Origin of the sequence: Halogeometricum sp. S1BR25-6 (genome assembly GCF_031624495.1) — an archaeon.
Taxonomy (GTDB): Archaea; Halobacteriota; Halobacteria; order Halobacteriales; family Haloferacaceae; genus Halogeometricum; species Halogeometricum salsisoli.
The window spans coordinates 234,042-256,015 of record NZ_JAMQOP010000001.1 but is presented as its reverse complement, the minus strand read 5'-3'; the positions used below and the strand labels follow the sequence as shown (position 1 = coordinate 256,015).

Genomic DNA, 21,974 nt, shown 5'->3' with positions numbered 1-21,974 from the left:
ACGAATAGAAACCGCTCTCGTTCCGAATCACTGTCGTTCCCGGCCGCGATACGAAGACGTAGTCAGACCGTCGTGGTCGTCTCGGCGTCGAAGGCTCACCGACGAGGAGGCCCGCCGTAGCGAGCGATTTCAGCGCCCCACGGCGGTTCATCTCGAACGACGTTGGTCTCGTCGAGAAGCGTCGGCGGACCGAGCGAGGGCAAGACGGCCTATCCACGTACTATCGGGCGACGGTCTGATTTTCGAGACTCCGTTGAATCCTTCGGTTGCTGATCGTTTGTCGAAGCCGTGCTGAACTCACCCCTCTGTATTCAGCACGCTATTTCTATCACACTCTAAAGAGTTCAGCAGACACGGTGTGTACCAGCTACGGTAGCTGGAGAGCGATTGAGTTCATAGCGGAGAGGGTATCCATAATAGAGTAGCGACCGCTGCTCCAATCCACACTATCTTCAGCGCCGTATTGACGGCGACTACTTTGGACCCAAAGCGGGGGCCCCAAATACCGTACTGGAATGGAATGGACCGCTTGAACGTTGAAACCGCGAAAGAGACGATACCACCGATGAGCATCGTTGCCACGGCCTGCCGAGCGGTGAAGTCCACCCCGACCAGCGGAGCGATGGTCGCGGCTCCAGCCGTGGTGTCCAGCGCGAAGACGGCGATGACAGGAATCGCCGCACCCGGGAGTCCGACGATAGTCGCGAGCGGATCCGCGACCTCGGTGAGCGCCGTCAGATCCGTTGTCCGGGTGAGGACGACGACGAGAGTATAGACGACGGCGAGCCGGGGAACGATACGCCGGAGCTTCGGGAGCGTGCGGTCCCAAGCGTTGTGGACGACCTCTCGGGGAGTGTCGGAACCCCTCTCCTGTGCGCCGCCGTCGGCCGCGGTGGTCGTTGACTGGTCGACGTTCGCGGGAGAGAGCAGTAGTGCTCCGGCGAAGACGCCAGTGAACGTGATACAGAGAGCGACGAGCGCCCGCGAGCCGACATACAGGAGTCCCACTCGAAGGCCGAGTATCGGAAGAAGAACTGGCAGGTAAAACGTGAAAATGTGCTGCACAAAGCCGAAGAACGTGTTGATGGTGACGGCTACGAGCGTCGCTTTGTCGTCTAGCGTCCCCGATTCGCGGAACTCGGCAAGCATCCCGTAGCCTGCAGTCGTGGAGGCAGCCGTTGTGAGGATGGCCGTTCCGACTTCGTCCGGGAGATTTGCGGGACCGGTGAGAAAGCGCGAGAGTCCAGCGACTCGCTCAACCAGACCGAACCCGACGGCGAGGTTCGCGAGGAACACTCCGAAGGCGATGAACAGCGCTATCCGCGCGACTCGGGGAAGCACCTCGGCCACGACTGGGAGGAGCGCGCTCGGCTGTGACTGGAGTGCGACGACCACGGAAGCCACAGTCATTATTCGAGGGTGAGTAAGCAAATGACCATCGGTGGTGGATCGTCGGCTACCGTCATCCTGCCCGTCCAAACGAGTCACAGGCTCGTGAATTCATCCCGTGACTGTTACACGCGACCAGTCCGGAGGACAGTCGAATTCTGCAGAGACTGTCAAGACTAAGTTCCGCTATCTCAACCGGATATACGATACTGGCAGGCAGAGCCGTCGCTCCCTGCTAAGTACAACGAGCTCAACTCGTTTGAGCTGGCGCTCACCAAGTCGAACCTACGACGTCCCACCACCGGATCCGCCGAAAATTCCCGTCGAAGAGGTGCGAGAGGCGGTCGACGGTATCTACCACATGAGGGACCAAGCGGTAGTCCTGCTGCTCAAGTTCGGTATGAGATGCAGTGAAGTGGTGAACATCAAGATAGAGGACATCGCTCTAAATGGGGTGAAGATGTGCTGGACGAAGCCGAAAAACGTGTTTATCGTGACGGCGACGAGGGTGGCGGTGTCGTCCAGTCACCCGGACTCGCGGAACTCCGCGAGCATGCCGTAGCCTGCGGTCGGGGAGGCAGCGGTCGTTATAATCGCCGTTCCCGCTTCGTCCGGGAGGTTGGCGGGCCGGGTGAGGTACTTCGAGAGGCCCGCGACGTACCGGACGAGGCCGAACCCGACGGCGAGGTTGGCGACGAAGACGCCGACGGTCGGAAATCGCGTAGCGATTTCCGAGCCCAGAACTCTCCGAGTTCTGGGGACGGCGATCAGTACCGAGATGCGGGCGACGCGGGGAGCAACCTCGACGGCGACGGGCCAGAGTTCGGCGAAGAAGCCGGCAGACTGCACGGACGACGGTAGGGAACGCCGGGCCTAATCGGCGTCGGTCGGCGTCCGACGACGGACGGGCGAGGACGGGAGACGAGCAAACCCTAGAGAGAGCGGAACTACCAACGGCGGCGAATCTGTCAAGGTATTTGCACCCCGGCCGCGCTACTGGGAGTATGGCCAGTCAATCGACTGCCGCCTCCGGGTCCTCGCTGTTGAGCCTTCCATCGAACAACCTCGCGTACCTCGGCGTCGTCGCCGCCCTCGTCTCCGCGGTCATCCACCTGTACCTCGCCCCGACGGTCATGGGGTTCGACCCGACGACGGGCGTTTTGTTCTACCTGAACGCGCTGGGGTGGCTCGTCGGCGTCGGCCTGTTTTTCACCCGCTACTGGCGGCGCGCGCTTCACCTCGTCGCCGCCGGCTACGCCGTCCTGACAATCGTCGCCTACGTCGCCATGGGCGGGCCGACGAATCCGATGGCCATCGCCTCGAAAGTCGCCGAAGCCGTCGTCGCCCTCGTCGCCGGCTACTTCTACGCGTCGGGGTAACCGGCGGACGCGGCGCGGTCACAGGGCGTCGACGACGTTCAGATAGCCGGATCCGTAGTAGGACTTGTCGTATCCCTCTGGCACCTCCGCGGCCCGTGTGAGCGCCGATTCCACCCGTTCCGGGCCGAACTCGGGGTTGTTCGCCTGCACCAACGCGGCGGCCCCGGAGACGTTCGGCGCCGCCATCGAGGTGCCGGCGGCCCAGTCCCATCCGTAGGTGGGGTCGCCGGTTATCTCGCCGTCCGCGCCCCGTTCGAACGTCGCCACGGTGCTCAAGACCAGGTCGCGGTGCCACGGGACGCCGGTTCCGATGGTCGACCGGTCGGCGTCGCCGCCGGGCGCCGCGAGGTCGATGGCGTTCGTTCCGTAGTTCGTGTAGAACGCCGGACTCCGGTACGGTTCCCGCCTCCCCTCCGCGCCCCACCCGAACCCGACGGGGCCGGTTGCGGCGACGCTGAGACCCTGTGCGCCCTCGTTCGGCAGGCTGAGCCACCGCTTGTCGCGCTGCAGGTCGGCGCCGCTGTTCCCCGCCGACATTACGACCAGCGTTCCCTCCCGCTTGGCGTGTGTCAGCGTGCGGTTGAGGAGTCGCCCGTAGAAGCGTCCGAACCGTCCGTCGTCCACGTAGTCGCTCCGCGGCGAGTACGCGCCGAGGCTCACGTTGGTCACGTCCGAGTCCACCTCGACGTTGTGGAGGAGCGCGGCGAGGACCACCGAGAAGGGCGCCCCGCCCCCGTGCGAGAAGACGCGGCAGTCGACCAACTCGGCGCCCGGCGCGGTGCCGACGACGCCGAGGTCGTTCGTGTCCGTCGCGGCGACGATACCGGAGACGTGGGTGCCGTGGTAGCCGCCGTACGGGCCGCCGACGCCGAGACCGTCGCCGCTGAAGTTCTTCGAGAGGTCGAGGTTCACGCCGTCTATGTCGGGGTGGTCCGCCGCGATGCCGGAGTCGACGACGGAGACGCGGACGCCTTCGCCGCGCGTCACGTTCTGCGCCTCCGGCACGTCGAGGTCCTGTTTGTCCCACTGGAGGTCGTAGGAGCGGTTCGTCCCGCGCCTCGACCGCCCCCCGCAGTGAGGGCGTCTCGACGGTCGGACGCGTCGGTTCCAGCGTCGGGTCCGGCACGTAGGCCGTGGACCGCTTCTTCGCCTCCCGCTCCGAACCGCTGACCGCGACGTACTCGAGCGCCGGGAGCTCTTCCTCGACGGTCAGTCCGCCGAGTCCGGCGTTCGATTTCGGTTTCAGCAGGAACCGACCGTCGTCCGTCGCCGCGGTCGGAACGCTCCCGACCGCGAGTCCGGCGAAGAGCGAACCGCTGGCCTTGAGCGCGCCACGCCTGTCGAGCCGCCCCGTATCTATCTTTTGTGACACGTTACCACGTGGTTATTCCACGAATAATAAACCCCGAGACAGCTGTGCTCGCGTGATAGTCCAATTTCGAATACTGACGAAACGAGCTACACGAACACCTGTATCGACGCGAACAGCACCAGGACGCCGAGCACGTCGCAGGAGTTCGTCACCAGCGGGATGACCACGTCGTCGGGGTCGAGTTCGAACCGGTAGGCCGCGTACGTCGCCGCCAGCGTGACGACGACGGCGAGGACGGCGAGGACGACGCCCGAGGCGAGCGACACCGTGAGCACGGTCCGGACGGGGAGCGCCGTCCCCCCGACCAACGAGGTGAGGAGCCACGCGCCCACGCCGACGACGGGGAAGACGGTGACCGAGAGGGCGACGGTGGCGAGGGCGTTGCCCGCGAGTTCCTCGTCCGTCGGGTCGAACGAGAGCGTCCCGAGGTGGAATGCGGTTGAGAGCCGCGCCGCGAGGATACTCCCCAGATTTCCAGCGGTGCCGATGGTGACGGGAACGAGGGCGAGGAGCGTCGGGTATCGGTACAGTTGGGACTCGAAGCTCCCGAGGACGAGTCCGCTCCCGAGTTCCACGAGCGTCAGCGCCAGGAGGACGGGCAGCATCGCCCGCGTGATGTCGCGGACGGTCCACTCGGTGGCCACTCAGAGCACCTCCACGACGGCGAGAACGGTGCGAACGGCGACGAGCAGGAAGAGGACGCCGAACACGTCGCCCGTCGTCGTCACGATGGGGCCGACGAGCGTGTCGGGGTTGTGCCCGCGGCGGTAGCCCGCGAAGACGACGCTGACGACGACGGCGACGAGGACGACTCCGGATAAGAGACCCGCGAGGACGGCGATGGCGACGAGGACGCCGACGGGCGCGACCTGTGCGCCGAGCACCGTGAGCACGAGGAAGGCGGCGACGGCGGCGAACGCGGAGGCGAGGAGGCCGTTTCCGAGCGCCGCGGCCGCGGCGGCGCGCAGGCGACGGTCCCCGGCGGTGACGCGGGGTTCGATAAGCCCCTGGTGGAGGGCGGTGGCGATGCGCGCGCCGAGCGATCCGTAGACGTTCCCGCGCGTGGCGAGGAGAGCGGGAACGAGAACGAGCAGTCCGGGCACCTCGCGGAGTTCGGCGCGCATCCCCGTCAGAACGACGCCGGCGATGAGACCCCCGACGAGGCTCGCGACGAGTGCCGGGAGGGCTTCGCGGTACGCCTCCACGGCCGCGTCGCGGATGGTCATACAGGGGGCGACGAGCGCGGGGCTAAAAAGTCGGACGTGTCACGACGTGCCACCGCCGACCGGCGCGCGGTCCGCGGGGTCGCTCTCCGCGCCGCGCTCCCCTCTAGCCGGTCCGAACAGTTTCGGACGGTTTCACGCTAAGCGGCGGCTAACGCGAGCGTTTCAGCTGGAAGCGTCACAAGTGCCTTACCGCGGACGCGCGAGTCGGCTATCCACGCGAAATCAGCATTCGCGGACGGCGGGACCCGGGCCTCGGAGACGCAGACGCCCCGTCGGCCGCGAGCCGTCACCGCCACCGCGCACCCCGAGAGATGAACCTACGCACAGTCGCAGCCGTTCTCGTCGTTCTGTCCTGTATCGCATCGGTCGGCGTCGCGTCGACGACGCTCGAAACGTCGCTGTCGACCAACCCCGACGAGGTGGTCGACCTCGACTACGACACCGTCCCCATCAGCCCCGACACCGCGGGCGACCTCAAGCGCGCGATGACCGGCCAAGGGTCTGAAGCGGCGGTCCAGCGGTCGGTGGACGGCGACGGCGAGGCGCAACCTCGCGTCGACGCATCCGAGGAGGAGCGACAGTCGCAGTCCCAATCGCAATCCCAGTCACAATCGCAGTCGCAGTCTCAATCGCAGTCTCAATCTCAATCTCAATCCCAGTCGCAGTCCGACGACTCGCAGGTCACCGAACCGGCGCAGGAGTGGCTCGACGTCTTTATCGACTTCCTAGAGACGTTCCTCCCGCTGTTCGTCGCGCTGGCGGTCCTGCTCGGCGTCGCGGTGCTGTTGGCGCGCTACGGCGACGGACTCGTTCGACGCCTCGGAGGCGACGCCGACCCACGGGGACCGACCGGCGCGCCGGAACTCGAACCGCAGAACGCCGTCGAACGCGCGTGGGTATCCGTCCTCGCCGCGGCCGACGTGGAGGACCCGTGGCGGCGAACCCCCGAAGAGTGCGCCTCCGCCGCCGTCGAGAGCGGCTTCGACCCCGAGGGCGTCGAGCGCCTCAGACGGGTCTTCGAGGAGGTCAGGTACGGCGGACGCGAGGTGACGGACGAACGCGTCCGACGGATGGAGGAGGGCCTCTCGCAGTTCGAGGAGAGTCGAACGCCGGGAGGACTGGGACGGTGAGTCGCGCGGGACGGCTCCTCGTCGGGACGCTCGGCGCCGTCGGAGCGGCGGGTGCGCTCGCACTCGTCGCGCTTCCGAACGGCGCCCCCGACGACGCGGCGGCGGCGCTCGTTGCACTCGCCGGCAACGACTACGTGCTCGCGGCGGGCGTCGCGTCGGTGGCCCTGCTGGTCGTCGTCGCCGTTCTCGTCCTCCGCGGCGCCGACGGCGTGAATCGGACGACGCCGCCCGAACCGGAGACCGTCCAGAACGCCGCGCACCCCGGCGTCAAGTTCGACCGCGCGGTCGGAGGCGAGTCGCGGAACCGGGTCGGCCGCGGCGGGGAGCGAGAAGCCGTCCGCGAACGGGTCCGCGAGGCCGCGGTCCGGTCGGTGATGTACCGCGACGGCGTCGCGCGCGAACGGGCGGCGACGCGCGTCGACGCCGGGGACTGGACCGACGACGACGCGGCGGCCGCGTTCCTCGCCGAGAACGGACGGACGTCGCTGACCGACCGCCTGCTCGGTCCGTTCTCGGGGCCGGGGTTCCGGCGGGGGGCCGAGCGCGCGGCGGACGAGGTGTGTCGAATCGAAGGCGCCGCGGACGAACGGAGCGGCCCCGAAGACGGACCGAGAGCCGCGACCGACGGGGGCCGGCGGTGACGACGGTCCGTCGGACCCGCCGGTGGCGCGGCGTCGTCGCCGTCGCCCTGTTCGCGACGGCCGTCGGCCTCCTCGCGAAGGACCCTCTCGTCCTCCTCCTCGGCGCCGTCGGCGCGGGGTACGCGGCGTACCCGTGGCTCACCTCGCCGCCGTCGGTCGACCTCGACCTGACGCGGACGGTCGAACCGCGCGACGCCGCGGCGGGCGAGGACGTGAGTGTGACCGTCCGAGTTCGAAACGTCGGGTCCTCGACGCTGACGGACCTCCGCCTCGTCGACGGCGTCCCGCCGATGCTCACCGTGAGCGAGGGGACGCCCCGGCACGCGGCGTTTCTGCGTCCCGGCGCGACGACGGAGTTCTCCTACGCCGTCCACGCCGAACACGGCCGCCACCAGTTCGACCCCGCGACGGCCATCGTCCGCGACGCGGCCGGCGCGCACGAAGTCGAGACGACCGTCCGCGAGGACACCGCTATTGAGTGCGCCGCGACGGTGCCCGAGGTGCCCCTCCGGAAACAGACGATGCACGGAAGCGGGTCCGTCGTCACCGACGAGGGCGGCGCCGGCACCGAGTTCCACCAGACGCGCGAGTACCGCTCCGGGGACCCCCTCTCGCGCATCGACTGGCGGCGGCGGGCGAAGACGGGCGAACTCACCACCATCGAGTTCCGGGAAGAGCGACTCGCATCGGTCGTCCTCTGTCTCGACGCGCGCCCCTCGGCGTACCGCGCGGCCGACGAGGACGAACCGCACGCCGTCGCCTGCGGCCGCGAGGGGATGGCACAGGTGCTGACCGCACTGGCGGACACGCGGAATCCGGTCGGTCTCGCGGCCGTCGGGCGGCAGGCCTGCTGGCTCCCGCCGCGGACCGGGAGCGACCACCTCGCGGAGGCCCGCCGCCGGATGGGAAGCCACCCCGCTTTCTCCACCGTCCCGCCCGCCCCGGACGCCGACTGGGGCGCCGACGGACAGCTAGAGCAGTTGCGGCGTCGCCTCGACCCGGGGACGCAAGTCGTGCTGTTCTCCCCCCTCGCCGACGAGGCGGTGACGACGTTCGCCCTCGAACTGGAGCGGCGCGGCACCGCCGTCACCGTCGTCTCGCCGGACCCGACGACGACGGAGACGCAGGGCGGGCGCTTGGCGACGGTCGAACGCGACGAGCGAATCCGGCGCCTGCGGGGCGCGGAGGTTCGGGTCGTCGACTGGGACCCCGCGGATCCGCTCGGTCCGGAACTCGTCCGGGCGCGGGAGGGATTCGCGTGAGCCGACGAACCGGCCGGGGGTCGGGAGCGAGAACGGCGTCGACGCCTAAGCGGCACGTCGCGCACCCGACCCGGCCCGGCGGCGCGCTCGCCGTTCTCGCGGCCGTCGTCGTCGTAGTCGTCGTCACGGGCGCGCCGACCGGAGCGGCGACCGGGGGACTCCTCGCCGTCGCCGACGTTCCCGTCGCCGGCCTCGGTCTCTCGCTCCTCGGCGTCGCGGGTCTCGTCGCGGCCGCCGGCGTCCGCCGCCGCGGTCACCCCCTCGTGGGCGGACTGCTGCTGCTGGCGGGCGCGGGCGCCGTCGTCGCGGGCGTCGGTGCCGCGGCCACGGGGACCGCGACGCTCCCGGAGCGACTCGTAGCCGGCGCGGGTGTCGCCGGCGTCAGCCTCGTCGGTGCGGGCGTCGCCCCCCTCCGGTCGAATCGGGCGAGCGCACTCGTGACCGTCGGGGCCGCCGCCCTCACCGTCGCCGTCGTCCTCGCCGGCCTCCTGACGGATGCGGGCGCGACGCCGCTGCTCGCCGCGATGGTCGCCGCCGTCGTCGCGTGGGACGCCGGCGAACGAGCCGTCTCCCTCGGCGCGCAGGTCGGCGTCGCGGCCCGGACGTGGTCCGTCGAGGTCGGCCGCACCGCCGCCACCGCGGGCTACGGCGCGCTCGTCGTCGCGGCGACGCTCGGCGTCCGCGGGATGGGCGTCACCGACGTGCCGCTCCTCGGCCTGCTGTTGCTCCTGTGCGCCGCCGTCGCGTCGCTGGTGGCGCTGTCGAACTGATTCGGCGTCGTACCGAAACTCCGGGGCCGTCGTCCTCGGCGTATTTTGGTAGGGAAGTGGAATCGCTCCGAACAGGGGAGCCACTCACCGCGAGCGAACGGAGTGAGCGAGCGGCCGACGACCGAGCGGAAGGCGGCGAAGCCGCCTGAGGCGAGGGAGGAGTGCTTTTGTCGCCAGAACGCGCAGCGTTCTGGCTGAACAGCCAGAAATCGAAGATTTCTGGCGATGGTCCAGCTTTTGCCGAGGGCTGGCTCCGCCAGCCCTCGGCAAAAGGTGGGTGGGCACGTCTCTACCGAGTAGCCGTTTCAGCTCTGACTTCGTGGGAAGTAAGCTACTCGCGACTCCCTCAAGCCCGCTGCCGCACGTCCACCGAGGGAACCGTGAGGTCGTCGAGGATGTCGTCGACGACGTCCCGCGAGTCCACCTGCCCGACGCGCGCGTCGGGCGTCAGGATGAGTCTGTGGGCCAGCACGGGTTTCGAGACGGCGTTCACGTCGTCGGGCGTCACGAACCCCCGGCTCTGAATCGCGGCGAGGGCGCGCGCCGCCTCGAACAGTCGCTGCGTGGCGCGCGGCGAGACGCCCTCGCGGACGCGGCGGTCCTCGCGAGTCGCGCGGGCGACGTCGACGAGGTACTGCCGCACGTCGGGTTCGACGTGCACCCGTTCGGGGGCGTTCCGAATCTCGGTCGCCGTGCGCTCGTCGCAGACGCGCGAGGCCGACGGCGACTGCTGGTGGCGCTCCGCGCGCCGGTTGATGAGTTCGAGTTCGCCCGCCTCGTCCGGGAAGCCGAGGCTGGTCTTCACGACGAAGCGGTCCTTCTGCGCCTCGGGTAACTCGAACGTCCCCTCCTGTTCGACGGGGTTCTGCGTGGCGATGACGAAGAACGGGTCCGGTAGGGGGTGCGTGTCGCCGTCGACGGTGACCTGCCCCTCCTCCATCGCTTCGAGGAGAGCGGCCTGCGTCTTCGGCGAGGCGCGGTTTATCTCGTCGGCCAACACGACGTTGGCGAACAGCGGCCCCTTCTGGAACTCGAACTCGCGGGTCCGCTCGTTGAACACGTGCGTGCCCGTCACGTCCGAAGGGAGCAGGTCGGGCGTGAACTGCACGCGCGAGACGGAGAGGCCCAGCGCGGTGGCGAACGACCGCGCGGTGAGCGTCTTGCCCGTCCCGGGGACGTCCTCCAACAGGACGTGCCCCCGCGAGAGGTAGCCCAACAGTATCGACCGCAGAACCGCGCGGTCGGCGACGACGGCGCGGGACACCTCGTCGAGGATGTTCCGGCAGGTAGTGGCGCAGTCTCCGACGTCCATGTGCGGGAGTGTGCGGGCACCACCATTAGTAGATAGAACGTAATCCGATCCGTCCTCGCGGCGGGCGTCCGGTCGTCTGGAGTGCGGAGAAGAGGCCGAGCGGTGTTTAACCCCGACCTATCCGTCGGTCGGCGGCCGGGAGGTGTCAGAGAACGCAGAGGAGAACGGCGAAGGGAATCCGAGCGCGTCGACGGTGCGCGAGTCAGTCGCCGAACGGACCCATGCCGCCGAGTCCGCCGCCACCGCCACCGCCGCCCTGGTTCTGGAGCTTCTTCATCATCCGCTGCATGTCGCCGTCGCCCATGCCCTGGAACTGCTTTATCGTCCGTTCCATCATCTTGTGCTGTTCGAGCAGTTCCTGCACCAACTCCTCGCCCTTGCCGGACCCGCGGGCGATGCGGCGGACGCGCGAGGCGCCGACGATGCGGGGGTTCTCCAACTCCTCTTCGGTCATCGAGTCCATGATGACGTCGAACGAGCGCATCCGGTCCTGCGTCACGTCCATCGCGTCGTCCGGGAGTTGGTCTTTGAAGCCGCCGCCGAGACCCGGAATCATGTCGAGCACCTGGTCGAGCGGCCCCATCTTGTTCATCGCCTCCATCTGCTTTTGCATGTCCTTGAGGGTGAACGACCCCTTCATGATATCCTCGGGGTCCCAGTCGTCCTCGCCCTCCTGAGTCTCGGCCATCGCGCGCTCGACCCGTTCGGACAACTGCTTCAGGTCGCCCATGCCGAGGAGCCGGGAGATGAAGCCGTTCGGCTCGAAGCGCTCGATGTCCTGCACCGTCTCGCCGGTGCCGAGGAAGCCGATGGAGGAGTCCGTCTCGTTGACGGCGGTCAGCGCCCCTCCGCCCTTCGCCGTCCCGTCCAATTTGGTGATGACGACGCCGTCGATGCCGATGGAGTCGTCGAACTGTCGGGCCTGGTCTTTCGCCCCCTGCCCGATGGCCGCGTCGAGGACGAGCATGGAGCGGTCAGGGTTCACCTGCCGCTCTATCTCCTCTATCTCGTCGATGAGGGCGTCTTCGAGGGCGTGTCGACCCGCGGTGTCGACGATGTGGATGTCGGCGTCCTCGGTGGCCTCCATCCCCTCGCGGGCGATTTTTACGGGGTCCTCCTCGTCGGGGTCACCGTAGAACTCCACCTCGGCCCGCTCGCACATCTGCTTGGCCTGGTCGTACGCGCCCGGTCGGAACGTGTCCGTCTGGATGACGGCGGGGCGCAGTCCCTTCGTGGAGAACCACCACGCCATCTTGGCGGCGGTGGTCGTCTTCCCCGACCCCTGCAGGCCGGCGAGGAGGATGGTCTGCGGTTCCAGCGGGATGTCTGTCGACTCGCCGATGAGGTCGACGAGTTCCTCGTAGACGATTTTGAGGACGTGGTCGCGCGCGGACGTGCCGCCCGGCGGTTCCTCGTGCAGCGCGCGGTCTTCGATGGACGAGGAGAGGTCCATCACGAGGCTCACGTCGACGTCCGCGGAGAGGAGCGACCGCTGAATCTCCCGGACGATTTCGTCGACGTCGTCCTCGTCGAGCCGGGATTTCCCCTGCAGTTTGTCGAGACTGCCGCGGAGGGAACTCCCAAGATTGTCGAGTACCATTGCCCTACTCTACGCCGCCGCCCGTGTAAAGGCTTTATCCGTTGTTCTCGGAGGTGTTCTCAGTCGCGCGGGGCGACGCCGATAGAGCGTTCGAGCGGTCTGCGCATCTCGAACAGCCCAAACGCTATCACGCGACCGCCCGAGGCCACGAGTGATGACTAAAGTACTCGTCCTCGGCGACCCGGCGCACGGCATTCCCCCCTCGGAGTACGCGACCGCGCTCCGGGAGCGACTCCCCGACGCGACGGTCGTCCACCCCGAAACGTCGGCGGAGCGACTCGAAGAAGCCGCCGACGCCGAGGTGATAACCGGCACCTCCCTCCCGGACGACCTACTGGCGGCCGCCGACGACCTGCGCCTGTTCGCCGCCCAGTCCGCCGGTACCGACCACCTGCCCGTCGACCGACTGCGCGAACGCGGCGTCGCGGTGACGAACGCCTCGGGCGTCCACGGTCCGAACATCGCAGAGCACGTCCTCGGATGGCTGCTGATACTCGCGCGGCGACTCGACGAGGGCATCCGCCGGCAGCAGCGCCGCGAATGGCGGCACTTCCAGGCGTTCGGCGAACTGAAGGGGTCGACCGTCACCGTGGTCGGACTCGGAGCCATCGGCCAGGCGATAGTGGAGCGACTGGACCCGTTCGGCGTCGACACCGTCGGCGCGCGCTACACGCCCGAGAAGGGCGGCCCGACCGACGAAGTGGTCGGGTTCGACGAGTTGGAGTCCGCCCTGGTCCGGACGGACTATCTCGTCCTCGCCTGCCCGCTGACCGACGCGACGGAGAAACTGATAGACTCCGACGCGCTGGACGCGCTTCCGAACGACGCGGCGGTGGTGAACGTCGGCCGCGGCGGCGTCGTCGACACCGACGCGCTCGTCGGAGCGATTCGCCGCAACCACGTCCGCGCGGCGGCGCTGGACGTGACCGACCCCGAACCCCTCCCGCGGGACCATCCGCTGTGGGACTTCGAGAACGTCCTCCTCACGCCGCACGTGTCGGGCCATACGCCCCACTACTTCACGCGACTCGCCGACATCCTCGCTGAGAACGTCGAACGCGCCGCGGAGACGGGCGAGTGGGACGACCTGCGAAACCAGCTATCGCCCTAACGCGTCGGGCCGCCGTGACGGGGAGTTTTAGTCGCCGGGACGACACCGACACACCGACCACCGATGCCCGAACTGTTCGCCGGTCTGGCGCTGACGACGTACCTCGCGTTCTGCGGGGCCGCCGTCGCCCTCATCCTCACGCCGGGTCCGGACACGATGTACGTCCTCGCCCGCGGGATGCAGGGCCGCGGCGTCGGCGTCCGGTCGGCGCTCGGAATCTCGACGGGCGTGCTCGTCCACACCGCGGCCGCGGCGTTCGGCCTCGCCGCCCTCCTCCGCGCCGCGCCGACGGCCTACCGGGTCGTGAAGTACGCCGGCGCCCTCTATCTCGTCTACCTCGGCGTCTCGGCGCTCCGAAACGACGAGTTCGACCCGACCGTCGACGTCGACACCGAGGGGAGTTTCCGCCGCGGCGTGTTCGTCAACGCCCTCAACCCGAAGGTGGCGCTGTTCTTTCTCTCCCTGCTCCCCGGCTTCGCGGGGACCGGTTCCGGTGCGGACGCGCGGATGCTGCTGCTCGGCGCGACGTACGCCGGCCTGACCGCCGTCTACCTCTCGGTCGTCGCGGTCGGTTCCGGTCGAATCGGCCGCGCGCTGGAGTCTTCGCGCTTTTCGTCGGGGTTAAACTGGCTCGGCGGCGGCGTGATGGTGGCGCTCGGCGTCGGCGTCGCCGTCGAGTGAACTGGCCGTCTGGAGTGGAAACAGGGGGGTTTCGGTCGGGACCGAACGCGGCCTCGTTCGAGTGGAAACGGAGGGGGGCGGCGGGCTACTCCTCGTCGCCGAGGAGGCGGTCGACCATCAGTTGCGGGTCGAACCGCTCGATGTCGTCGTAGCCCTGCCCGACGCCGAGGAAGAGGATGGGTTTCCCGGTGACGTAGGCGATGGAGATGGCCGCGCCGCCGTTGGAGTCGGCGTCAGCCTTCGTCAGGATGGCGCCGTCTATCTCCGCGGCGTCGTTGAACTGCTTCGAGCGTTCGACGGCGTCCTGTCCGGCCACTGCCTCGTCGACGAACAGCGTCATGTCCGGCGAGACAACGCGGTCTATCTTCTCCAACTGGGCCATCAGGTCGTTGGAGGTGTGCAGGCGACCGGCGGTGTCGCCGAGGACGACGTCGATGTCGTGGGCCTTCGCGTACTCGACGCCGTCGTAGATGACCGCCGCCGGGTCGCCGCCCTGCTCGTGCGTGATGAGTTTCGTATCGAGGTTCTCGGCGTGCTTGCGAATCTGCTCGTTCGCGCCCGCGCGGTAGGTGTCCCCGTTCGCGATGACCACCGAGAGGCCCTGCTTCTCGAAGTAGCGGGCCATCTTGGCGATGCTCGTCGTCTTCCCGACGCCGTTGACGCCGGTGAACGTGAGCGTGACGGGCTTGTCCGCCTCGGCGATTCGCTGGTCGAAGTCGAACTGGCCGATGCTGATGACGTCGTACAGGGCGTCGTGGAGCGACTCGTGGACGAGTTGGCCCATCGTCTGGACCTGCCGGCGCGACTCGCCGATCATCTTGTCGCGGATGGTCTCCAGAATCTCTTCGGCAACGTGCATCTCCACGTCGCTCTCTAAGAGCGCCATCTCCAACTCCCAGAGGGGGTCTTCGAGGTCCTCCTCCTCGATGATGACCTTCCCCGTGGCGAACGCCGCGGCGCGCTTGAGTCGGCCGGCGCCGTCCTTCTTCTCGCCCGCTTGGAGCGCCTCGCTCGCGGCGTCCGAAGCCAGACGCTCGCGCGGCGGCGCTTCCTCGGCGTCCGCGTCCACGGCCGCCTCCTCGACGCGTTCGTCGGCGGGGTCGGCCGTCTCGGCTTCCGCCGCCGGCGCGGTCGCATCCGCGTCTGCGTCCGCCGCAGTTGCGTCTGTAGGGGCAGCGTCCGCGGCGTCGTCGGTCGGCGGCGACGTGTCCGCTGACGCGGATGCCGTCTCGGAATTCTCCTCGGGCGTCCGCGCCTCGGCGTCGGCCGTCGGTTCGGGCGTCGTCTCGCCGGACAACTCCGCGTCGGCGTCGTCCCCCGGCGTCTCGTCAGTCGCCGCGCCGGGTTCGTTCTCGCCGTCGGCGGGCGTCGGTGCGTCCGCGTCCGTCGGTCCGGGTTCGGTTTCGGGGACCGTCTCGGCGTCCGCGTCGGCGCCGGGGTCGGCGTCCGCGATGGCGTCCGTCGACCCCGAGGCGTCGTCGTCGACCGGCGTCTCGGCCGTAGCGTCAACCTCGGTTTCGCCGGCGGCCTCGACGTCCGCTTCCGCCTCGGCATCGGCCTCCGCTTCGGCCTTCTCCTCGGCGGTGTCCTCGACGTCTTCGCGGAAACTGTTGAGCTTCTTTTTCAGTCCGTCGAACATAGTGAGTGAAAGCTGGTCGGAGCGGCGTTACTCGCCGTCTTCGTCGCCCTGCATTCCCTGCATCTGCTGCATCTGCTGTTGCTGCATCTGCTGCTGCATCTGCTGGGCCTGCTGTTCGAGTTCGGAGCTCTCCTCTTCGAGGTCCTCGATCTCGCCGCGGACTTCGGCGATGCGCTCGTCGAGGGAGTCCTGCTTCACGCGCAGGGCCTCGATAGCGTCGTTCTGCTCCTGCTCGGCCGCGTAGTTGCCGCCGAGGTCGACGATGACCTCGTCGATGTCCTGCACTTCCGCGCGGAGGTAGGCGCCGCCGCCGAGGGGCACCTGCACCGTCGACCCCGACTCCAGCGTCTCGATGGCCTCAACGGCCTCGTCTATCTCCTCTTTCTCCTGTTCGAGGTCCGCGACGTCGGTTTCGAGCTCTTCGATCTCCTCGTCGATCGCCTGAAGCTCCTGGGAGAGCTGCTGGAGCTGCTGTTGTCCGCCGCCGCCCATCATTGTTCGGACACCTCCGAAATCTCGATCTGGGGACGCTTGAGTCCGTGCTGGCTCCCGATGTTCGAGAAGACGCGGTCGCGGGCGACGTTTTCGTTCGGCGCGTCGACGACTGTCTCGAACTTGCTGTGGCCGTCCCGGCTCTGGAACTGGCCGCTCACCGTGAATTGGCTCATACCCGCATCCTCGGCCCGCGAGCGGGAAGTATCTTCCTACTCGGAGGGAACAGGCGACGGTGGACCGATGAGCGAGCGCCGGCGCTGGCGCTGGCGGAGAGAGCGAGCGGGGCGGAACGAAGAGAAGCGAAGAGCGGTCGGGCGGCGGTCGTCAGTCGAGGTAGCCGAGCGTCTCTTCGATGCGGCCGAGTTCCGGCCCGGTCGTCTCTTCGCCGACGACGTAGCCGGATTCGGTGGCGACCAGCCCGGAGCCGACGAGCGGCGCGCCGTAGTTGACCGTCCCGATGTCGGCGCGCACGTCGAGGAGCTCTTCGAGCGCCTCCAACTCGGGTTCGCGGGACTTGGGGTGACAGAGCACTCCGTCGTTCGTCGCCACGGCGGCGGTGCCGACCGTTCGGACGTCCGCGAGGTCGCCGCGTTCGGCCGGGACGTCGAGGGCGTCCTCGACGGCGGACAGCGCCTCCTCGGAGAAGTCCGGGTGGACGTACGCGCCCGCGTCGTTCGCCAGGACCACGTTCCCGGCGGCGTTGATGCGGCCGGGGAGTTCCGAGACGGGGACGCCCGCGGCGTCCTCGATGGTCTCCTTCTCTCGCTCGGTCGCGCGCCCGGAGACGAGGACGCCGTTGGCGTTGCCCGTCGCGAGGGCGCCGACGGTCCCCGACCCGCCGACGGTTGTCCGCACCGCGGGCACGCCGAGTTCGTCCGCTATCGGGCCGACGACGTCGTCCTCGGCGTCCGGGCGGACCAACAGCACGTCGTCGGTCGCGCAGGCGAAGACGCCGACGTACCCCGAGCCAGCGAAGGAGGTGCGGAGCACGCTATTCGGCCGGCTCGGCCTCGACGACTCGCTCGCCGTCCTCGTCGAACCGAGCGGCGCGGACGCGCAGTTTGCTCGGGGGCTGCTGTCGGCCCGTCGCCCACACCGTCTCGTTGACGGCGGGGTCGAGGCGGACCTCCTCGGTGTCGACCGAGAAGTGCTTCGCGAGGTGCTCGCGGATAATCTTCATCGCGCGGCCCGCACGCTCGTGCGCGGGAACGGCTTTCACGTCTCGGAGCGGAACCGTGATGACGCGCTCCTCGAAGTCGCTTGCGCTCATGGCTTACTCGTCCGTGTTGCTCCGCCGCCAGTTGCGGCGCTTCGGGTTTCGCGTGACTTCCATGTCCGTCTTCATCATGACCCACGCGGGAACGCGGCTGTTCTGACGCTCCAGTTTGGCCAGGCGCTTCTTCTTGGCCTTGGATTTCTTGCTCATGGTGCTCGAAACTACCCTCGGCCCGCATAAAATCTTGTTCCTTCGGTTCCGCCGGTGCGAGGATGCCTCACGGCCGCCACGGCCGATAGTCAGTACGACCGGAGCCGGTATCGCCTCCGTCTCGATGCTGCCGGCCCCACCGAGTTGACCGTCCGACCGGGGCGGAACCGAGCCATTCACGACGGCCGACCGCTTCCGGACAGCCAGATGCGTCATCGGACCTCTCTCGTCTTCGTCCTTCTCTCGGCCGTCTGGGGCACCGCCTTCGTCGCCACCGAGGTGGGTCTCGACTCCCTGCCGCCGGCCCTGTTCGCTGCCGTTCGCTTCGACGTGGCCGCGCTCCTCCTCTTCTGTCTCGCGCGCGTCCGGGGGGACCGGCTCCTGCCCGCCTCGCGCGCGGAGTGGCTGCCCGTCCTCGCCGGCGGCGCCCTCACCATCGGCGTCCACCACGCCTTCCTGTTCTCCGGGCAGGTGTACGTCGACGGCGCCGTCGCCGCCGTGCTCCTCGGACTCATCCCCGTCATCACGCCGGCGCTCACCCGTCTGACCGCCGCGGCCGAACGCCTCTCGCCCGTCGGCGCCGCCGGCGTCCTCCTCGGGTTCGTCGGCGTGGTCGTCATCGCCGACCCCGACCCGGGGAACCTCGGCGCGTCGGACCTCCTCGGCGTCGTCCTCGTCCTCGCCTCGGCCGTCGCGTTCGCCCTCGGCGCGGTGCTCACGCACGACTCGCGCTCGGACCTGCCGTTCGTCGCGACGCAGGCGTGGATGATGCTCGTCGGGGCCCTCCTCCTGCACGCGACGAGCGCCGCCCTCCCGTGGGAGTCGTTCGCGGCCGCCGAGTGGACCCCGGAGGCCGTCGCCGCCCTCCTCTACCTCGCCGTCGTCGCCGGCGCGGGCGGGTTCGTGATGTACTTCTGGCTGCTCGACCGCGTCGGACCGGTGGAGGTGAGCCTCCTCGAGTACGTCATCCCCGTCTTCGCCGCTGTCTCCGGGTGGGGACTTCGGGGGACGGCGCTCGATGCGACCACCGTCGCCGGCTTCGCCGTCATCTTCGTCGGCTTCCTGCTCGTCAAGCGCGAGGACGTGCGGCGAGCGCTCGGCCGCGGGCGCGGAGGCCGACGAGAACGAGAGTGCGACGGCGACGCGCGGATGCCGCGCGACGCGGACTGAGACGGTGAGAAGGGGACAGCGCGTCTCGGCGGTCAGAGCGCGAAGCGCCGGAGCGTCTCGTACCGCGGGCCGCCGTCGGTCAGCACGCTCTCCTTCAGGTGGACCTCGCGCACCGGAAACGTTCCCACGTCGGGGTCCTCCTCGCGGACGACGCGCTGAACGAGGTCCTTGCCGCGCGCGTCGTCCATCCGGGCGAGCGTCACGTGCGGCGTGAACTCGCGGTCCTCCGACCCGAACCCGCTCGCGGCCGTCTCTCGGTCGATGGCCTCCGCGAGCGCCGTCATCTCCGCCGCGCCGGCCCCCTCGCGGACGCCGGCCCAGACGACGCTGATGTAGTCCAAGGAGGGGAAGACGCCGAACCCGCCGACCGTGGCGTCGAACGCCTCGACGCCGGAGTCCGCGATGGCGTCCTCGACGGCCGCCTCGACGTCCGGGAGGCGGTCCTCGTCCGTCTCCCCGAGGAACTTCAGCGTGACGTGGACCTGCTCGGGGGCGACGAACCGGAGCCCCTCGGCGCCGGCGAACCGCTGTTGCGCCGACGCGACGGACTCCGTGAGCGAGTCGGGCAGGTCGATGCTGAGGAACAGGCGCATGGGGGTGAAAACGGTCCGACGACGGTTCAACGTTCGGCCGGCATACGCCGGACGGGGGTCCGGCCCCCGAGAGACCGCCGCACGACGGGATTCGTGACGCAGTTCTTAACCGTCCCGACCTCTAAGCGCGCCGCATGGCAGAAGACGGCGAGCGAGACAGACCCCACCGTTTCTCCGAGGGACAGGGGTTCAGCGAGGACTACGAGGAGTTCACGCTCGACCCGCCGGAACTGAACGTCGACCCGGCGAAGGTCGACCCGGTCGACACCCGGGTCATCGCCGACGAACTCGACGAACGGAACATCGCGAAAGACGAGGTGGACGTCGACCAACTGGTCGACGTCGGTCTCTCGTACATGCAGATCAACCGCTTCGAGGAGGCCACCGAGGCGTTCGAACGGGCCGCGCAGTTCGCCGACGAGGACTCCCTCGAAGCGCAGGAGGCGTGGGTGAACAAAGGCGCCGCGCACGCGGAGTTAGAGGAGTACGACGAGGCAATCGGCTCCTACCGCGAGGCGCTCAACATCGACGACGACTCCGAGCACGCCGCCTCCGCGGAGACGAATCTCGCCTACGCCCTCTGGCAGTTCGGCGAGACCGAAGAGGCGTTGCACCACGCCGAACGCGCCGTCGAGATAGACCCGCGCTTCGGGCAGGCGTGGTACAACCGCGGGTTCTTCCTGCGCGAACGTGGCCTGAACGAGGAGGCCGTCAACGCCTTCGACAACGCCATCAGACTGGGGATGCGCACCGCCGACGTCCTGGAGGAGAAAGTCCGCGCGCTGGAGGACTTGGGCCGCGACGACGAGGCCGAACAGGTCCAACAGCAGGCCGACGAACTCCGAGAGCAACGCGAACAGGAACTCATCGAGGACCGGTGACGGAGATGCTCCTCCGCGAGCGAGACACGCCCGAGGGATTGCTCGTCTCGGTCTGCGACCGCGACTGCCTCGGCGAGACGTACGAGGACGGTCCGGTGTCCCTCGAGGTGACCGAGGAGTTCTACGGCGGCGAGGAGGCCGACGACGCGGACGCCCAAGCCGTCGTCGACAGTCTCACGCGCGCGACGGTGGCGAACATCGTCGGGGAACGCGCCGTCGAAGTCGCCGTGGACGCCGGCATCGTCGACGAGGAGTCGGTTCTCGACGTCGGCGACACGCGCCACGCGCAACTGCTCTGGATGCGGTAGCGGGCGAGTCGTAGCTGGTTCTCGTCGCGATTCGGCCGAAACGTTACCGGATTCGGTTTCGTCGCGCCGCGCGGACCGAAGCCGTGTTAGTGCTGGGACCGCTATGACTCCCCAATGGGAGTGCAGGAATCGTACCCGATAGACGTCGCGGCCATCCGCGAGGACTTCCCCATCCTCGACCGGAAGGTCGGCGGCGACTTCACGGTACCCGGCGAGAGTGAGGACGACGACTTACCCCTCGTCTACCTCGACAACGCGGCGACCAGTCAGACACCGAAACAGGTGGTCGACGCCATCGTCGACTACTACTACGGCTACAACTCCAACGTCCACCGGGGAATTCACCACCTGAGCCAGGAGGCCTCGGTCGCCTACGAGAACGCCCACGACCGGGTGGCGGAGTTCGTCGGCGCCGCCGGACGAGAAGAAATCGTGTTCACGAAAAACACCACGGAGGCGATGAACCTCGTCGCCTACGCGTGGGGCCTCGAAGAACTCGAAGCCGGCGACACGGTGGTGCTCACGGAGATGGAGCACCACGCCTCCTTGGTCACCTGGCAGCAGATAGCCAAGAAGACGGGCGCTTCGGTGGAGTACATCCGCGTCGACGAGGAGGGCCGTCTCGATATGGACCACGCGGCGGAACTCATCGACGACGACGTGAAGATGGTCTCGGCCGTCCACGTCTCGAACACGCTCGGAACCATCAACCCCGTCGCCGAACTCGCGGAAATGGCCCACGACACGGGCGCGTACATTTTCGTCGACGGCGCGCAGGCCGTCCCCACCCGTCCGGTCGACGTGAAGGAGATAGACGCCGACTTCTACGCGTTCTCCGGACACAAGATGCTCGGACCGACGGGCATCGGCGTTCTCTACGGCAAGGAGGAGATTCTGGAGGAGATGTCGCCGTACCTCTACGGCGGCGAGATGATACGCAGCGTCACCTACGAGGACTCGACGTGGGAGGACCTCCCGTGGAAGTTCGAGGCCGGCACGCCCGTCATCGAACAGGGCATCGCGCTTCACGCCGCCATCGACTACCTCGACGACGTCGGGATGGAGAACGTCCAGGAGCACGAGGAACTGCTCGCGGAGTACGCCTACGACCGACTGACCGAACTCGACGACGTCGAGATATACGGGCCGCCGGGCGACGACCGGGGCGGACTCGTCGCGTTCAACCTCGACGGCGTGCACGCCCACGACCTCTCCAGCATCCTCAACGACCACGCCGTCGCCGTCCGCGCTGGCGACCACTGCACGCAACCCCTGCACGACAAACTCGGCGTGGCCGCCTCCACGCGCGCGTCGTTCTACGTCTACAACACCTACGAGGAGATAGACAAACTCGTGGAAGCGGTCGACGATGCCCGACAGTTGTTCGCCTGAGAAGAGCGCGACTGGACGCCGGACGGGAGAGCGGAGGACGCGCCGCCGGCGCAGGGTACGGTCGCCTGACGGCCGACGCGGGTCCGGTCGCCGCTCTCGGTTTTTTGTCACTCGTTGCACGTACGCCGAGGACGGACCGAACAGCGAAGCGAAACCGCACAGTCGGAGGATTTCGAGGAAGAGCGGTGCGGACGGAG

24 protein-coding genes and 2 pseudogenes are annotated in these 21,974 nt (G+C 68.5%); 12 read left to right on the top strand and 14 right to left on the bottom strand.

Annotation, left to right across the window (positions count from 1 at the left end):
* Positions 1-158: 158 nt before the first annotated feature.
* Positions 159-236: pseudogene (locus NDI76_RS01280) on the top strand (ArsR family transcriptional regulator); the annotation flags it as partial.
* A 157-nt stretch (positions 237-393) separates the two neighbouring features.
* Here the strand turns inward: NDI76_RS01280 and NDI76_RS01275 are convergent.
* Together NDI76_RS01275 and NDI76_RS01270 are read right to left on the bottom strand one after the other, a co-directional pair.
* A complete protein-coding gene (locus tag NDI76_RS01275; RefSeq protein WP_425498308.1) occupies positions 394-1,404 on the bottom strand; it encodes a nucleoside recognition protein in 1,011 nt (336 codons plus the stop codon).
* 438 nt (positions 1,405-1,842) lie between these two features.
* Positions 1,843-2,238, bottom strand: a pseudogene (locus NDI76_RS01270) (hypothetical protein); the annotation flags it as partial.
* Positions 2,239-2,393: 155 nt separating this feature from the next.
* On the opposite strand from NDI76_RS01270, the gene NDI76_RS01265 reads away from it, so the two are divergent.
* Positions 2,394-2,768, top strand: coding sequence for a DUF7475 family protein (locus NDI76_RS01265; protein ID WP_310922162.1), 375 nt, complete (start codon positions 2,394-2,396; stop codon positions 2,766-2,768).
* A gap of 18 nt (positions 2,769-2,786) precedes the next feature.
* Here the strand turns inward: NDI76_RS01265 and NDI76_RS01260 are convergent, their stop codons facing one another.
* The 3 genes from NDI76_RS01260 to NDI76_RS01250 form a co-directional block, all read right to left on the bottom strand.
* On the bottom strand, positions 2,787-3,755 hold the full coding sequence (locus NDI76_RS01260) for a S8 family peptidase (RefSeq protein ID WP_310922160.1): 969 nt from the start codon (positions 3,753-3,755) through the stop codon (positions 2,787-2,789).
* A 471-nt stretch (positions 3,756-4,226) separates the two neighbouring features.
* Positions 4,227-4,784, bottom strand: a complete 558-nt coding sequence (locus NDI76_RS01255) for a magnesium transporter (protein WP_310922159.1) — start codon at positions 4,782-4,784, stop codon at positions 4,227-4,229.
* Positions 4,785-5,366 carry a magnesium transporter gene (locus tag NDI76_RS01250; protein WP_310922158.1) on the bottom strand — a complete coding sequence of 194 codons (582 nt, stop codon included), beginning with the start codon at positions 5,364-5,366 and terminating at the stop codon, positions 4,785-4,787.
* A gap of 311 nt (positions 5,367-5,677) precedes the next feature.
* Between NDI76_RS01250 and NDI76_RS01245 the strand changes: the two genes are divergently transcribed.
* The 4 genes from NDI76_RS01245 to NDI76_RS01230 are packed head-to-tail and all read left to right on the top strand — an operon-like array spanning position 5,678 to position 9,169.
* The gene (locus NDI76_RS01245) at positions 5,678-6,496 is read left to right on the top strand and encodes a DUF4129 domain-containing protein (RefSeq protein ID WP_310922157.1); all 819 of its coding nucleotides are present in this window, start codon (positions 5,678-5,680) and stop codon (positions 6,494-6,496) included.
* The gene (locus tag NDI76_RS01240; RefSeq protein WP_310922156.1) at positions 6,493-7,137 is read left to right on the top strand and encodes a DUF7269 family protein; all 645 of its coding nucleotides are present in this window, start codon (positions 6,493-6,495) and stop codon (positions 7,135-7,137) included. The genes NDI76_RS01245 and NDI76_RS01240 overlap by 4 nt, the downstream gene beginning before the upstream one ends.
* Positions 7,134-8,399, top strand: coding sequence for a DUF58 domain-containing protein (locus NDI76_RS01235; RefSeq protein ID WP_310922155.1), 1,266 nt, complete (start codon positions 7,134-7,136; stop codon positions 8,397-8,399). Before NDI76_RS01240 ends, NDI76_RS01235 begins: the two co-directional genes overlap by 4 nt.
* Positions 8,396-9,169: a DUF7519 family protein gene (locus tag NDI76_RS01230; RefSeq protein WP_310922154.1), complete on the top strand. Its 774-nt coding sequence runs from the start codon at positions 8,396-8,398 to the stop codon at positions 9,167-9,169. The genes NDI76_RS01235 and NDI76_RS01230 overlap by 4 nt, the downstream gene beginning before the upstream one ends.
* A 346-nt stretch (positions 9,170-9,515) precedes the next feature.
* Here the strand turns inward: NDI76_RS01230 and NDI76_RS01225 are convergent, their stop codons facing one another.
* Together NDI76_RS01225 and NDI76_RS01220 are read right to left on the bottom strand one after the other, a co-directional pair.
* Positions 9,516-10,481 carry an AAA family ATPase gene (locus NDI76_RS01225; protein WP_310922153.1) on the bottom strand — a complete coding sequence of 322 codons (966 nt, stop codon included), beginning with the start codon at positions 10,479-10,481 and terminating at the stop codon, positions 9,516-9,518.
* Positions 10,482-10,683: 202 nt separating this feature from the next.
* Positions 10,684-12,081, bottom strand: a complete 1,398-nt coding sequence (locus tag NDI76_RS01220; protein ID WP_310922151.1) for a signal recognition particle protein Srp54 — start codon at positions 12,079-12,081, stop codon at positions 10,684-10,686.
* Between the two features lie 154 nt (positions 12,082-12,235).
* On the opposite strand from NDI76_RS01220, the gene NDI76_RS01215 reads away from it, so the two are divergent.
* Positions 12,236-13,192, top strand: coding sequence for a D-2-hydroxyacid dehydrogenase (locus tag NDI76_RS01215; protein ID WP_310922150.1), 957 nt, complete (start codon positions 12,236-12,238; stop codon positions 13,190-13,192).
* A 63-nt stretch (positions 13,193-13,255) separates the two neighbouring features.
* A complete protein-coding gene (locus tag NDI76_RS01210; RefSeq protein ID WP_310922148.1) occupies positions 13,256-13,873 on the top strand; it encodes a LysE family translocator in 618 nt (205 codons plus the stop codon).
* 85 nt (positions 13,874-13,958) lie between these two features.
* Here NDI76_RS01210 and ftsY read toward each other — a convergent pair whose 3' ends face one another.
* The 6 genes from ftsY to NDI76_RS01180 form a co-directional block, all read right to left on the bottom strand.
* Positions 13,959-15,512: a signal recognition particle-docking protein FtsY gene (gene ftsY / locus NDI76_RS01205; RefSeq protein ID WP_310922147.1), complete on the bottom strand. Its 1,554-nt coding sequence runs from the start codon at positions 15,510-15,512 to the stop codon at positions 13,959-13,961.
* Positions 15,513-15,539: 27 nt separating this feature from the next.
* The gene (pfdA, locus tag NDI76_RS01200; protein ID WP_310923846.1) at positions 15,540-16,004 is read right to left on the bottom strand and encodes a prefoldin subunit alpha; all 465 of its coding nucleotides are present in this window, start codon (positions 16,002-16,004) and stop codon (positions 15,540-15,542) included.
* Entirely contained in the window at positions 16,004-16,180 is a 177-nt protein-coding gene (gene rpl18a / locus NDI76_RS01195) for a 50S ribosomal protein L18Ae (protein WP_310922146.1), read from the bottom strand. The genes pfdA and rpl18a overlap by 1 nt, the downstream gene beginning before the upstream one ends.
* A gap of 151 nt (positions 16,181-16,331) precedes the next feature.
* Positions 16,332-16,997, bottom strand: coding sequence for a translation initiation factor IF-6 (locus tag NDI76_RS01190; protein WP_310922145.1), 666 nt, complete (start codon positions 16,995-16,997; stop codon positions 16,332-16,334).
* A 1-nt stretch (position 16,998) separates the two neighbouring features.
* The gene (locus NDI76_RS01185) at positions 16,999-17,277 is read right to left on the bottom strand and encodes a 50S ribosomal protein L31e (protein ID WP_310922144.1); all 279 of its coding nucleotides are present in this window, start codon (positions 17,275-17,277) and stop codon (positions 16,999-17,001) included.
* A 3-nt stretch (positions 17,278-17,280) separates the two neighbouring features.
* The gene (locus NDI76_RS01180) at positions 17,281-17,433 is read right to left on the bottom strand and encodes a 50S ribosomal protein L39e (RefSeq protein WP_008386605.1); all 153 of its coding nucleotides are present in this window, start codon (positions 17,431-17,433) and stop codon (positions 17,281-17,283) included.
* Between the two features lie 207 nt (positions 17,434-17,640).
* On the opposite strand from NDI76_RS01180, the gene NDI76_RS01175 reads away from it, so the two are divergent.
* Positions 17,641-18,603, top strand: coding sequence for a DMT family transporter (locus tag NDI76_RS01175; protein ID WP_310922142.1), 963 nt, complete (start codon positions 17,641-17,643; stop codon positions 18,601-18,603).
* A 32-nt stretch (positions 18,604-18,635) separates the two neighbouring features.
* On the opposite strand, the gene thpR is transcribed toward NDI76_RS01175, so the two are convergent.
* Entirely contained in the window at positions 18,636-19,196 is a 561-nt protein-coding gene (gene thpR, locus NDI76_RS01170; protein ID WP_310922141.1) for an RNA 2',3'-cyclic phosphodiesterase, read from the bottom strand.
* Between the two features lie 134 nt (positions 19,197-19,330).
* Here thpR and NDI76_RS01165 point away from each other — a divergent pair, with 134 nt between their 5' ends.
* The 3 genes from NDI76_RS01165 (at position 19,331) to sufS (ending at position 21,777) form a co-directional block, all read left to right on the top strand.
* Entirely contained in the window at positions 19,331-20,077 is a 747-nt protein-coding gene (locus NDI76_RS01165) for a tetratricopeptide repeat protein (RefSeq protein WP_310922140.1), read from the top strand.
* Positions 20,078-20,082: 5 nt separating this feature from the next.
* Positions 20,083-20,385: a DUF424 domain-containing protein gene (locus NDI76_RS01160; RefSeq protein ID WP_310923845.1), complete on the top strand. Its 303-nt coding sequence runs from the start codon at positions 20,083-20,085 to the stop codon at positions 20,383-20,385.
* Positions 20,386-20,505: 120 nt separating this feature from the next.
* Entirely contained in the window at positions 20,506-21,777 is a 1,272-nt protein-coding gene (gene sufS, locus NDI76_RS01155) for a bifunctional cysteine desulfurase/selenocysteine lyase SufS (RefSeq protein ID WP_310923844.1), read from the top strand.
* Positions 21,778-21,974 lie beyond the last annotated feature (197 nt).

What these genes read in the sequence shown, in the direction of transcription:
- ftsY (WP_310922147.1), bottom strand. Translation starts at nt 15,512, where the DNA reads ATGTTCGACGGACTGAAAAAGAAGCTCAACAGTTTCCGCGAAGACGTC.
- NDI76_RS01160 (WP_310923845.1), top strand. Translation starts at nt 20,083, where the DNA reads ATGCTCCTCCGCGAGCGAGACACGCCCGAGGGATTGCTCGTCTCGGTC.
- NDI76_RS01215 (WP_310922150.1), top strand. Translation starts at nt 12,236, where the DNA reads ATGACTAAAGTACTCGTCCTCGGCGACCCGGCGCACGGCATTCCCCCC.
- NDI76_RS01245 (WP_310922157.1), top strand. Translation starts at nt 5,678, where the DNA reads ATGAACCTACGCACAGTCGCAGCCGTTCTCGTCGTTCTGTCCTGTATC.
- NDI76_RS01250 (WP_310922158.1), bottom strand. Translation starts at nt 5,366, where the DNA reads ATGACCATCCGCGACGCGGCCGTGGAGGCGTACCGCGAAGCCCTCCCG.
- NDI76_RS01225 (WP_310922153.1), bottom strand. Translation starts at nt 10,481, where the DNA reads ATGGACGTCGGAGACTGCGCCACTACCTGCCGGAACATCCTCGACGAG.
- pfdA (WP_310923846.1), bottom strand. Translation starts at nt 16,004, where the DNA reads ATGGGCGGCGGCGGACAACAGCAGCTCCAGCAGCTCTCCCAGGAGCTT.
- rpl18a (WP_310922146.1), bottom strand. Translation starts at nt 16,180, where the DNA reads ATGAGCCAATTCACGGTGAGCGGCCAGTTCCAGAGCCGGGACGGCCAC.
- NDI76_RS01220 (WP_310922151.1), bottom strand. Translation starts at nt 12,081, where the DNA reads ATGGTACTCGACAATCTTGGGAGTTCCCTCCGCGGCAGTCTCGACAAA.
- NDI76_RS01175 (WP_310922142.1), top strand. Translation starts at nt 17,641, where the DNA reads ATGCGTCATCGGACCTCTCTCGTCTTCGTCCTTCTCTCGGCCGTCTGG.
- NDI76_RS01210 (WP_310922148.1), top strand. Translation starts at nt 13,256, where the DNA reads ATGCCCGAACTGTTCGCCGGTCTGGCGCTGACGACGTACCTCGCGTTC.
- NDI76_RS01165 (WP_310922140.1), top strand. Translation starts at nt 19,331, where the DNA reads ATGGCAGAAGACGGCGAGCGAGACAGACCCCACCGTTTCTCCGAGGGA.
- thpR (WP_310922141.1), bottom strand. Translation starts at nt 19,196, where the DNA reads ATGCGCCTGTTCCTCAGCATCGACCTGCCCGACTCGCTCACGGAGTCC.
- NDI76_RS01265 (WP_310922162.1), top strand. Translation starts at nt 2,394, where the DNA reads ATGGCCAGTCAATCGACTGCCGCCTCCGGGTCCTCGCTGTTGAGCCTT.
- NDI76_RS01180 (WP_008386605.1), bottom strand. Translation starts at nt 17,433, where the DNA reads ATGAGCAAGAAATCCAAGGCCAAGAAGAAGCGCCTGGCCAAACTGGAG.
- NDI76_RS01185 (WP_310922144.1), bottom strand. Translation starts at nt 17,277, where the DNA reads ATGAGCGCAAGCGACTTCGAGGAGCGCGTCATCACGGTTCCGCTCCGA.